Origin of the sequence: Marivirga tractuosa DSM 4126, from assembly GCF_000183425.1 — a bacterium.
In the GTDB taxonomy this organism is placed as follows: Bacteria; Bacteroidota; Bacteroidia; order Cytophagales; family Cyclobacteriaceae; genus Marivirga; species Marivirga tractuosa.
Genome location: NC_014759.1, coordinates 1896559 through 1909119, shown reverse-complemented (window position 1 = coordinate 1909119; position 12561 = coordinate 1896559). Strand labels below are relative to the sequence as shown.

The following is a 12561-nucleotide window of genomic DNA, read 5'->3' as shown; positions in this document are numbered from 1 at the left end:
TATACAAATCTATAAAATTGTAAAAGCTTCCTATTGTTTATAATAAAAAAAATATAAAGAGCATTAAATTTGTGTTATGAGATTTCTCCTTTTCCTACTTCTTTCATTACTCCCGCTTCTAAGCTATTCACAATATCGTTTTATTCCTTGGCAGGACACACCTATTAGTCACTCAGGCGAGGATGAAAAAGATTTCCCATGGGCTGGAGGATTGAATGGTGTTCAATACGGTAAAATAGATTTAGATAATGATGGAAGTGAAGATTTGGTTGGATTTGATCGTAGTTCGGCCAGAGTTTTGTGTTTTCTCAAACGCGGGAATGATTATGATTATGCACCACACTATGAACAATATTTTCCATCCGAAATCCAAAACTTTTTTATTCTGAAAGATTTTGATGGAGATGGGAAAACAGATCTTTTTACCGCAGGAAACTTAGGAATAACAGCCTATAGAAATGTTAGTTCTGGTATTCTAAAATGGGAAAAAGCACTTGATTTTATTAGCTATGAAAGTCTTTCAGGAAATGAAGTAAATCTACAAGTAAATGTTAACGATTATCCTTTCATAGGCGATATTGATAATGATGGGGATCTTGATATTTTGAATTTTAACTTTTCCGGCATTCAAAGCCGGATTCTTTTTTACGAAAACTTAAGTATAGATAATAGTGGAAGTCCTGATTTAGGATCTTTTAAAGTAGTTGATAATTATTGGGGAACTGTGGAGGATTGTGATTGTGGCGTCTTTGCTTTTGATGGTCAAGATTGTCAGGATGTTTTCGGGAGGTTGATGAGCAATGCCCGACATGCTGGTGGTAAAAGTTTAGCACTTTTTGACTTTAACGAAGATGGTAAATTGGAGTTAGTTACCAGTCATGAAGAGTGTCGAGAACTCTATTATTTTAATAATGCTGCAACGGCAAATCAAAGGCCTGATTTCGATAGTTTTACCTCCGACTTTCCAAATCAAACAAATCCAGCTAGTTTCAATTTTTATCCTAATACCATGGTAATGGATGTAATAGAGGATGATAAAGAAGAGTTGATTATCAGCCCAAATATTGAAGCGAATTTAGGTAGTCCAATTGATTTTTCATCTTCCAATTGGCTTTATCAAAAACGTGGAAATGAGTATGAATTGATTACAAAAGAATTCTTGCAAGAAGACATGATAGATTGGGGAGCTCAGGCAAGTCCCGCTTTTCATGATTATGATAATGACGGTGATTTGGATTTATTCTTAGCCTATACAGATTTGAGTGGAGCCGACACCTTGTTCAGTGCTATTGTGCTCTACGAGAATACCGGCACCAGTGAGAATCCGACTTTCAAGTTCGTGACCAATGATTATCTCAATTTGTCGGAAGAAGGATTAGCTAATCTATTTATTCAGTGGGTAGATATTGATTTAGATGGAAGAAAAGATTTGGTGTTACAGGGTACACTGCAGAATATTAATCAATTGCGGATCATTTTTCAAAACGAATCAGGGTTGGATCTAAACTCTACAATTTCAATAGAGGATGTGTTTATTGGTTTTGGTTATTCTGTGCACTTCGCAGATGTATTTGGAGACAATAATGCTGATTTGCTAGTAGGAAAATCTTCTGGCGGATTGATTTTATATGAAAATATTGGAGCAGGCAGAAACCCTCAATTTCAATTAGAAGATAATTCGTATTTGGGAATAGGAGATGATTTTTTCCGTTCAGCTTTAAGGGTTCATGTAGCTGATATTGATAATGATAACGAAAACGATTTGATTACAGCAGACCTGAGCGGGAACATAAGAGTTTTTTCCAATCTGAGAGCAAATGAAGATGAATTTGATTCATTAAATATTTATAATGCATTAGGTCAAAATTTCGATGATTTCTATTTCGGTAAAAGAAATAATTTGGCTTTTGCTCCACTATTCAATGATGATTATCCTGCCTTGGTTTTAGGGACAGTTTCTGGTGGAATAAGAATATTTAGAAATAGTGAAGAATTACCAGTTCAAAGTGGGGAAGAATTAGTCTTTCAAGTTTATCCTAATCCTAATCAAAGTCGGCAACTTTACATTAAAACCAATCAAGATATATCAGTTTCCATTATAGGCTTAAATGGACAAAAAGTTTTACAAGATCAATTTTATCAAGCCTTTGCTAATCAAGCTATTGATGTTTCTAATTTAGAAGGAGGTATTTATATTGTTAGTGCCATTTTTGAAAATGGTAGAAGAGTAAGTCGGAAGGTGGTTTTGTATTAAAAATAGTAATAATTTTTAATACTAGAGTAAAATAAACTTATGTAATTAATTGTAATCATAAAGAAAATCATTAATTTCATTTAAAAAAAGTTTTTTTATGAAAAAGGTGATCGATTTTTTATGGTTTTTGTTGATTGGCGGATTATTAGTTTCATGTGATCTGTTCAAGTCAGACGAGCTAGTGGAAGAAGAGACTAAGTCTCTTGTACAAGTGATTAATGAAAATGCTGATTTAAGCATGTTTAAATCAGCATTTGAACGAAACCCAGATTTATTAGATGATTTAGGTGATTTAACTTCTGAATTCACAGTCTTTGCTCCATCTAATCAAGCATTTGAAGACTTTATAGAGTCAATGGAAGGGGTAAATAGTATGAGTGACTTGGAAGATGAAGTACTTCTTGATTTCATAGAATATCATGTTATCTCTGGCACTGTCCTAAGATTGGGAGATATGGTTTCAGGTGATTCTCCAGCAACACTATTAGGTGAGTTCATTAATATGGTCGTAAATGGGAATGCTGTGAAATTAAATGATATTGCTGATATAAGTTCCCCAGATGTAGAGGCAGAGAATGGCGTTATTCATGTAATTGATGCAGTTTTATTGCCTAGGGCTTATTTACCCTTGGAAAATGAATTTATGTATAAAGGGGAAAGGTATTCGTTAGGTTGGGGCTTTTATTATAATTATGGAGCCAACTCTGGGTATACAAATTACGATCTTATAATGACTGAAGTTGAAGAGAACTTAAATGAAGTTGAAGAGACTGACGATTTGCTCTCTGACCATTTTATCTATTTGTGGCTGGAATCAGAAGGTGCATCATTTACAGAAGGACGTTTTGAGTTTAATGAGAATGGTTTCGATGAAGGGGTCGAAAAATTCATTTATAGTGGTAATGTTTGGTTAAGAGGTCTTGAAGAAGAGATCGAAATAGATGGTGGGTATGTTGACATTGCGATTGAGGGAGATATTTATACCGTTACCATGGAATTGACTTTAGTTAATGGTGAAGATTTAAGAGCTCACATTAGCTATCCTTTTAAAGAACAAGAGAATGAGGATGGTGGAAGTGGTGAAATTACGAATACCGGAGATGATTATCAGTCAGATTATAATATCTACGTTGAAGAAGTTAGATTCCCAGTTTCGCAGTCGAATGTGATTGACTATGGTGATTTTGATGGTAGTGGTTATAATATTGATATCGAACTATTTAGTCGAGATCCCGATGCCGCTGATTTAACAGGTGCTCATTATTTTTATATTGAATTATTTTCGGAATCTACTGAAGAGTTTATTGACGGGGAATATGTTTTTGACGATACTTATACAGCAGGAGAAAATCATTTCGGTTATTCTGTGTTTAATATCAATGTCAATCAAGGAACAGAAAACACCTTATACATTAACAGTGGAGTTATAAATGTTTCTACATCTGACAATGTATTAGATATTACATTTGAATTAACAGATCAGTATGACAGAACGATAACTGGGCTTTATCAGGGGGATCTCAATATTTCTAAGAATTCTAATCGATCTAAAACTGCTGCATCTATTAAAAGTAAATTGAGAGTCAAAAACAGATTTATGAAAAAAAGTCTTTTTGACCAATAAATTGTAAAAATTGAAAAGGCAGCAGGATTTTATAATTTTAAATTCTGCTGCCTTCCTTATTAATAATAAATAATGATCAGTCTTTAGTTATTAATCACAAACCCATCCGCATCCAACTGAGCTGGAAACTTTTCTCTAAATCTTAATAATTCTTCACCTGATAAAGTGACTGTTTTAATTTCCTCTCTGTCATCAGCAAAATATAATGCATTGCCTTTAGGGCCATAAATTCCAGAATGACCATTGTGCGCAATCCCTTTTCCATCATCTCCAATTCTATTTACCCCAAGGCAATAGCTTACATTTTCAATAGCTCTGGCTTCTAAAAGAGTATCCCATGCATTTACCCGAACAGCCGGCCAGTTTGCTACAAAAAGGATTAAATCATATTCCAACTCATTTTTATCATTTGATCTATTTCGAGACCAAACGGGAAATCTCAGGTCATAGCAAACTAACGGCTTTATTTTCCAACCATTTAATTCTACTATCAAATCTTTTTGCCCTGGCGAATAATGCTCATCCTCATTTGCCATTCTGAAGAGATGTCTTTTGTCGTAAGTGAAATAGTCGCCATCAGGCTGCATCCATATTAAGCGATTGAAATAATTTCCATTATCATTCACAATATATGACCCTGTAACCACAGCCTTTTTTTGACTCGCCATCTGCCTCATCCATTTGAAAGTATGCAAATTCATAGGTTCAGCCATTTTTTCGGCTTCCATACTAAAACCTGTATTGAACATCTCAGGCAACACAATTAAATCAGTTTCTTCCTGTATTTCCCATATTTTTTCTTCAAACATGGAAATATTAGCTTGTTTATCCTGCCAATACAAAGGCGTTTGAATAAGCGTTACTTTTAAATCTTGCATAATATATCTGCTGCTTTTTGTAATGTTTCTTCTCCTTTTGCAAAGCAAAACCTTAGTAATTTGTCATCCTGCTTGTCAGAATAGAATGCTGAAACAGGAATGGATGCAACTCCTTTATCTTTGATGAGGTATTGTGCAAACTCCATATCGCCCATATCCGAAATTTCACTAAAATCCAATACTTGGAAATAAGTCCCATAAGAAGGAATTATCTTAAATTTAGAATCTTGCATGGCTTGCTGGAAAAATTCTCTCTTCTTTTCATACATCGCACTCAGGCCTAAATAGTTTTTCTCATTTTGTAAGTATTCAGCCATAGCATATTGACTAGGCGTATGAACAGAGAAACAATTGTACTGGTGCACTTTCCTAATTTCTTTCATTATTGCTTCAGGTGCTACCATATAGCCTATTTTCCAACCTGTGGCATGAAAAGTTTTTCCGAAAGAAGAAACAGCAATACTTCTTCTTGCTAAAAACTTATCCTTTAAGACACTAAGATGTGTGTTTCCATCAAAAATGATGTGCTCGTAAACTTCATCACTTAAAATAATCAACTGAGGGTTTTCTTCTAATAGCTCTTTTAATGCAGTAATATCATCTTGAGTTAAAATAGCCCCTGAAGGATTGTGCGGAAAATTGATAATGATCATACGGGTTTTCTTCGTGATATTATCTTTTACTTTTTGCCAATCTGGAGTAAAATTGGGTAAACTTAAACCTACAGGAACCACTTTTCCGCCCGCCAATTCAATAGCAGGGATGTAGCAATCATAAGCTGGTTCGAGTACAATTACCTCATCGCCTTGATTTACGGTGGCCAAAACACTGGAGAAAATAGCCTCTGTAGCTCCTGCGGATACGGTAATTTCTGTATCTATATTAATATTTACACCTCCCGTATTTTTGATTTTGTTGGCAATGGCTTCTCTGAGTTGAGGAAGTCCAGGCATAGGCGCATATTGATTATGCCCAATTTGCATATTTTGATATACAAGGTCTATCAATTTTTCTGATACCGGGAAATCAGGAAATCCTTGTGAGAGGTTGATGGCATTAGATTCAGCAGCCATTTGAGACATGACGGTGAATATTGTAGTGCCAACTTTAGGTAGTTTGGATTGAATTTCTGTCATTTTAAATAATTTTTGAAATCATTTTCTAGAATGATTATTAAAAATAAGTCAAAAAAAAAGGCTGACAAAACTGCCAGCCTCTTTCGAAATCATTCAAATTCTAATTAAGATTTGTTCTTGATATCTTGAACTTCAATTCTGATTTCTTGCGCTAAGTTTTTCAACTCTTGCATTCCTTTTCTAACTCGAGTACCAGCTGCCTGATTCTCTTTGTCGTAGAATTTTTCAAAATCACCTTCTAGACCCATGATAAGGTCTCTTACTTGTTCGAATCTTTTCATTCTTATTTTAGTTTACGGTTGACTAAATAAATTATTTAATTGAAAGCAATATAGGCAAAAACATATAAAAACAACAATTAGGGCAACATTTTTCCTAAAAAATTACTCTTTAAATGCTTTTGCAAGCTCATTTTCCCTGTAATGACCTTCTTTTAGCTTATCTTTTATAGCTTCAAATGCTTTAATCGTACGGTCAACATCTTCCAAACTATGAGAGGCCGTAGGGATTAATCTTAGTAAAATAGTGTCTTTTGGAACCACTGGGTATATCACAACAGAGCAGAATATTCCAAAATTCTCTCTTAAGTCATAAGCCAAAGCTGCTGCTTCACCAACTGTTCCATTCAGCATTACTGGAGTAACAGGGGATTGAGTTGTGCCAATGCTAAATCCTTTTGCTTTCAAGCCACTCTGGAGTGCGTCCACTATTGTCCACAAATTCTTTTTATGCTCTGGTTGGTCTCTTAATAATTCCAATCTTTTTAGAGCACCTTCTACCATTGGCATTGGTAATGATTTCGCAAATATCTGCGAACGCATATTAAATCTTAAAAACTTGATGATGTCAGGATCGCCACCAACAAAAGCACCGATCAAAGCCATTGATTTCGCGAATGTGCTGAAGTATAAATCTACCTCTTCCATTACATCTTGCTGCTCAGCTGTTCCTGCTCCTGTTTCTCCCATTGTACCAAAACCATGGGCATCATCACATAATAAACGGAATTCGTATTTTTCTTTTAGCGCAAGGGTTTCTTTCAATTTACCCATAGCACCAGTCATGCCGAATACACCTTCAGTAATAACTAATATACCGCCACCAGTTTCTTCAGTCAGCTTGGTAGCTCTTTGTAATTGCTTTTCTAGGCTTTCTATGTCGTTATGTGGGTAAACAAATCTTTTCCCCATATGCAACCGAACACCATCTACTATACAAGCATGGCATTCTGCATCATAAACGATAGCATCTTTTCTGCCTACTACAGCATCTATAATAGATAGAACGCCTTGGTAACCATAATTTAAAAGCATTACTTCATCTTTCTTGATGAATTCAGCTAATTGTCTTTCTAATTCTTCATGTTGAGAAGTATTTCCCGACATCATTCTAGCTCCCATCGGGTAAGCTAATCCCCATTTGGCAGCAGATTCAGCATCAGCCTTTCTTATTTCAGGATGGTTACCTAAACCTAAGTAGTTATTTAAACTCCAGGTTAAAACTTCTTTTCCTCTAAATTTCATGTGAGGAGAAAGCTCTCCTTCCAATTTAGGGAACATAAAATAACCCTCTTCTACGTTGGAATGCTTACCTAATGGTCCACGATCCACTTTCAATTTCTCAAATAAATCCACGTTTATCTATTTTATTGTATCTATAATTATTCTAATCAAAAACCAAAGGTAACAAAAAAGGTTTTACTGAAAAAATAGCTCCCCCGCTTTAAAGCCGTAATTTTTAGTAAAAAAGACAATAATTATGTAGCATTGTACTTCAATTTTCATTTGATATTATAAGACTAATTGATATGCCGGATATTAAAAAAATCTTAGTTGCCAACAGAGGTGAAATTGCCCTTAGAGTGATGCGTTCTGCGCGTGAATTGGGTATAAAAACTGTAGCAATATATAGTGAAGCGGATAGAAACGCACTTCATGTGCGCTATGCAGATGAAGCTGTTTGCGTTGGACCACCAGCTTCTTCAGAAAGTTATTTGAGGATAGATAAAATAATTGACACCTGTAAGAAATTAAAAGTAGATGCCATCCACCCTGGATATGGTTTCTTATCTGAAAATGCTGATTTCGCCAGGCAGGTAGAGAAAGAAGGGATCATTTTTATAGGGCCTTCTGCCGAGTCTATTGAAATAATGGGAGATAAGCTGTCTGCCAAAGCGGCTGTACTGAAAAGAGATGTGCCTTTGGTGCCAGGTTTAGATAAAGCCATTACAGATATAAAATTGGCAAAAGAAAAAGCAGATGAAATTGGCTACCCTATATTAATTAAAGCCAGTGCCGGTGGTGGTGGTAAAGGAATGAGGATAGTGGAAGATCCTGCTGATTTTGAATCTCAAATGGACAGAGCGGTAAGTGAAGCTAAAAATGCCTTCGGAAACGGAGCTGTTTTTCTAGAAAAATTTGTGACTTCTCCTCGTCATATTGAAATTCAGGTTTTGGGAGACCAAAAAGGAAATGTGGTGCATTTATTCGAAAGAGAATGTTCAATCCAAAGAAGACACCAGAAAGTTATTGAAGAAGCACCGTCAAGCGTTTTGACTCCCGAAATTAGAGAGCAAATGGGACAAGCAGCAATTGATGTGGCTAAATCTTGTAATTACTATGGAGCAGGAACTGTCGAATTCATTGTGGATGATAAGTTGAATTTTTACTTCCTTGAAATGAATACGCGCTTGCAGGTGGAACACCCAGTAACTGAACAAATCACTGGAGTTGATTTAGTAAAAGAACAAATCAGAATTGCAGAAGGAAAGGCATTATCCATTAAGCAAGAAGATTTAACTATAAAGGGACATGCGGTAGAAGTTAGGGTTTATGCAGAAGACCCGCAAAACAACTTCTTGCCTGATATAGGGAATTTAAAAGTTTACAAAAGGCCACAAGGAACAGGTGTGAGAGTAGATGATGGTTTTGAGCAAGGAATGGATATCCCAATTCATTACGATCCTATGATTGCAAAGCTGATCACTTACGCTGACAATCGAGAAGAAGCCATTAGCAGAATGATTCGTGCTATAGATGAATATGAGATTGTAGGAATTCAAACCACTTTAAGTTTCTGTAAATTATGTATTAAAACATGAGGCTTTCACTAGCGGTGATTTCGATACCAAATTCATTGAAAAATATTTCCAGCCAAGCGATTTGGATGAAAAAGTATCTGATGTGGAAACGGAAATCGCAGCGGCTTTAGCAGTAAAATTGTGGTCTGAGAGACAAAAAAAGCAAACAGCTCAGGAAGCTAATGGCAAAAAGGTCTCATTGTGGAAAAAGAATAGGTTATAGATAAGGTCTGTAATTCCTACTGTATTAAGTTTATTACAGATATTTAAGCTTAACATGGTTGGTGGCACACCATCCATGTTATCTGGTTAAGGGTACCTATCCCCGGTCGGTGGCACACCGACCGGAATCTGGAATCTTAAGGACTGAATTTAATGCCAAATACATTTTGTTTAATTTATAAATCCATATAATGGCAGAAATTAAGCCTATAAAAGCTTGGCGTTATAATGCCGAGCTCCAAAAGGAAATTGAGAGTTTGACCAGCCCCTTATTTGATGTGGTATCAGCCAAGCAAAGAGAGGCACTTTATAAAAACCCTTTAAATAGTATCCATTTATCTGTGCCCAAAGGCGGGGAAGAATCTGCTGATATGGCGGCAGAGCGATTAGCAAAATGGAAGAAAGAAGGAATTTTAAAGCAAGATCCGCTGCCTGGAATTTACGTTTATTATCAATATTTCACCCTACCTGGCTCTACTCGGGAGCATGTTAGAAAGGGCTTTATCACCTTTATAAAAGCTTATGATTGGGATGAAAAAGTTATTTTAAGGCATGAAAATACGATTCCCAAGTCGGTAAATGACAGAATTGAGCTCTTGGATAAAACCCAATTGAATGTCAGTGCTACTCACGGCTTATATTCCGATCCTGAATTTGAGTTGGAGACTTATATGGATGAGAGCATGGAAATGCCTTTAGGTGAGTTAGAAGATTATCAAGGTGTACGGGAAGTAGTCAGCGTTATTCATGATGCAAAAATCATTAAAAAATTCATAGAGAAAATTGCGCCTCAGCAAATCATTTTAGCGGATGGACATCACCGCTATGAAGGTTCTTTGCTCTATAGAAAAAAGATGACGGAGAAAAATCCAAATCATACCGGACAGGAAGGTTATAATTTTCATATGATGTACCTGACCAATTCCGATTCTGATGATTTGAGAATTTTGCCCACTCACCGATTAATAAAAGATATTCCTGATTTATCAGAAAAGGAAATTCTGAAGAAACTAGAGGAGGATTTCATTATTAAAACATTGGAAAATCCGGAAGATGTTCATGAAATTATTTTAGGGAAAAAGTGGGCTTTTGGTATGCTGTTCAAGGAGAATACTTATAAAATCCGCTTGAAACCTGAGAAAATAGATGAATTGAAATGGAATTTCCCTGATGAAGTAAAGCATTTGGATTTGACGGTATTGCATTACTTTTTCATACAGAAAATTTTAGGAATAAAAGGAAAAGAGCAGCGAAGCTCTGAATCTATCCAGTTTGAAAGGAATTTTACGGCTTGCATTCGTAAATTATTGAAAGAAGAAGTGCAGTGTGCATTAATTACAAAGGAAATAAGCATGGAGCAGGTGAAAAAAGTCTGCAATACAGGCTATACCATGCCCCAGAAATCGACTTATTTCTATCCTAAAACCATTTGTGGATTTTTATTTGGCTCAATACAAGAAGATGAATTTGAATTACCCGCTTATTTTAGGGTCTAAATCGCCCAGAAGAAAAGAAATACTGATCAAAGCAGGCTTTGAATTTTCTACCGAAGCTAAGGATACGGAAGAATCATATCCTGTGGATATGCCTCATACTGAAGTAGCCTCTTTTTTGGCAGAAAAGAAAGCCAAAGCCTTTGCCCAAGATGAAAAGTATACCGATAAAATCATTCTAACGGCTGATACTACGGTCTTAATCGATAATGAATTATTGGAAAAACCACAGGATGAGGATGAAGCTTTCAGTATGTTGAGCAAATTGAGCGGAAGAGCACATCAGGTGGTTTCAGGGTTTTGTGTGCTGATAAATGGAAAATTTGAAAAATATTCAGACGAGACTTTAGTTTATTTCAATCCTATAGAAGAAGAAGTTATTTGGGATTATATCCGCAATAATAAGCCATTTGACAAAGCAGGAGCTTACGGTATTCAAGAAGGCATTGGTTTAACGCATATTGAAAAGCTTGAAGGTTCTTATTTTACTGTGATGGGCTTACCGATTCATAAGGTTTATCAGGCTTTGACGGCTTATAGCAAAGGTTAACAACTTTTCCAATGTTCTAAACTTTGGAAAAGTTGGCAGTTTCCGTAAATGCTAGCGCGAGCTTCTAGCTTGTGCTCTCTCTAAAATTGCAAAAGAAAATACGGGATAAGAAGCTCGCACCAACATTGAAAATAACTACCCCTCAGTGCCCTTAGTGAAAATCTCAGAGAAACATTGTGGTTTAAAAAAAAACAGCCTTAGGCTGTCTTTTTCTGTCTCTTGTAGTTAATTCTCAACTAAAATGATCCCAGCCCTGTGCTTTCAACGGAATTGGATTTCCTTTAGTGGTTACCAAATTCAAGCCACTAGATTTTTCGTTGATATAGCCGATAAAATGGATATCAGGATGGTTTTTTACTTTTTCAAAATCATCTTGAGAGATAGTGAAAAGCAATTCATAATCCTCACCACCATTTAAAATTGCAGTATTTGGATCTAATTTGAATTCAAGTGCTGTTTCTTGCGTATTGGTGGCAAAAGGTAATTTATCCTCATGCACGTTGATGCCCACATCTGAATGTTTGGCAATATGGTGTAATTCTGAAGCTAATCCATCAGAAATATCAATCATGGAAGTCGGAACTATTTTCAAATCCAACAGCTCATGAACCAAGTCCATTCTGGCTTCAGGTTTTAATTGTCTTCCCACAATATATTGGTATTTATCCAGCTGCGGTTGCATGTCAGGATTTTCTAAAAACACTTGCTTTTCTCTTTCTAGCACTTGCAAGCCCATGTAGGCACCGCCTAAATCTCCGGTTACACAAACGATATCATTCACTTTTGCACCTGAACGGTAAGCAATTTTATCTTTATCAACTTTTCCTATTGCCGTAACCGAAATCATCAAACCAGAAGGAGAAGCAGTAGTATCTCCACCAACTAAATCAACTTTGTAAGCATCACAAGCTGCTTTCACGCCTTCGTAAAATGCATCTATGGCCTCAAATGAAAACCTATTGCTTAATGCTAAGCTTACCGTGATTTGTTCTGCTATTCCGTTCATGGCGGCAATATCGGATACATTTACCGCTACCGCTTTAAATCCTAAATGGTGCAGAGGAAAATAAGAAAGGTCAAAATGAACGCCTTCTACGAGCATATCAGTGGAAACTAATTGGTAATAATCGCCCACATCAATCACCGCTGCATCATCTCCAATGGCATATTTTGTAGAATTATTCTGTTTGCTGAACTTTTCTGCGATTTTATCGATTAGACCAAATTCACCTAGTTTATTTATTTCTGTTCTATTTTGATCGCTCATTTTAGTATTTTTGAGTTTCTAAATTGAATTTTTTATTTTTGTATTATGAAGACGAAAT

General features: G+C 35.8%; 9 protein-coding genes and 1 pseudogene. 5 read left to right on the top strand and 5 right to left on the bottom strand.

Going from position 1 to position 12561, the window contains the following annotated elements; translation table 11 throughout:
• Positions 1–76: 76 nt before the first annotated feature.
• Entirely contained in the window at positions 77–2254 is a 2178-nt protein-coding gene (locus FTRAC_RS07940; protein WP_013453721.1) for an FG-GAP-like repeat-containing protein, read from the top strand.
• 97 nt (positions 2255–2351) lie between these two features.
• Complete coding sequence (locus tag FTRAC_RS19250) at positions 2352–3878, top strand: fasciclin domain-containing protein (RefSeq protein WP_013453720.1); 1527 nt, start codon at positions 2352–2354, stop codon at positions 3876–3878.
• An 83-nt stretch (positions 3879–3961) separates the two neighbouring features.
• Here the strand turns inward: FTRAC_RS19250 and FTRAC_RS07930 are convergent, their stop codons facing one another.
• From FTRAC_RS07930 to FTRAC_RS07915, 4 genes are all read right to left on the bottom strand, one after another.
• The gene (locus FTRAC_RS07930; protein WP_013453719.1) at positions 3962–4756 is read right to left on the bottom strand and encodes an amidohydrolase; all 795 of its coding nucleotides are present in this window, start codon (positions 4754–4756) and stop codon (positions 3962–3964) included.
• Positions 4744–5892: a methionine aminotransferase gene (locus FTRAC_RS07925; protein ID WP_013453718.1), complete on the bottom strand. Its 1149-nt coding sequence runs from the start codon at positions 5890–5892 to the stop codon at positions 4744–4746. Before FTRAC_RS07925 ends, FTRAC_RS07930 begins: the two co-directional genes overlap by 13 nt.
• A gap of 104 nt (positions 5893–5996) precedes the next feature.
• Entirely contained in the window at positions 5997–6173 is a 177-nt protein-coding gene (locus tag FTRAC_RS07920; RefSeq protein WP_013453717.1) for a hypothetical protein, read from the bottom strand.
• A gap of 102 nt (positions 6174–6275) precedes the next feature.
• Positions 6276–7526 carry an aminotransferase class I/II-fold pyridoxal phosphate-dependent enzyme gene (locus FTRAC_RS07915; RefSeq protein WP_013453716.1) on the bottom strand — a complete coding sequence of 417 codons (1251 nt, stop codon included), beginning with the start codon at positions 7524–7526 and terminating at the stop codon, positions 6276–6278.
• Between the two features lie 173 nt (positions 7527–7699).
• On the opposite strand from FTRAC_RS07915, the pseudogene accC reads away from it, so the two are divergent.
• The 3 genes and pseudogenes from accC to FTRAC_RS07900 all read left to right on the top strand — a co-directional run bounded on the left by accC (position 7700) and on the right by FTRAC_RS07900 (position 11236).
• Positions 7700–9194 (top strand): annotated as a pseudogene (gene accC / locus FTRAC_RS07910) (acetyl-CoA carboxylase biotin carboxylase subunit).
• A gap of 190 nt (positions 9195–9384) precedes the next feature.
• Entirely contained in the window at positions 9385–10689 is a 1305-nt protein-coding gene (locus FTRAC_RS07905) for a DUF1015 domain-containing protein (RefSeq protein WP_013453715.1), read from the top strand.
• On the top strand, positions 10655–11236 hold the full coding sequence (locus tag FTRAC_RS07900; protein WP_013453714.1) for a Maf family protein: 582 nt from the start codon (positions 10655–10657) through the stop codon (positions 11234–11236). Before FTRAC_RS07905 ends, FTRAC_RS07900 begins: the two co-directional genes overlap by 35 nt.
• Positions 11237–11468: 232 nt before the next feature.
• Here FTRAC_RS07900 and thiL read toward each other — a convergent pair whose 3' ends face one another.
• A complete protein-coding gene (gene thiL, locus FTRAC_RS07895; protein WP_013453713.1) occupies positions 11469–12503 on the bottom strand; it encodes a thiamine-phosphate kinase in 1035 nt (344 codons plus the stop codon).
• Positions 12504–12561: the final 58 nt, after the last annotated feature.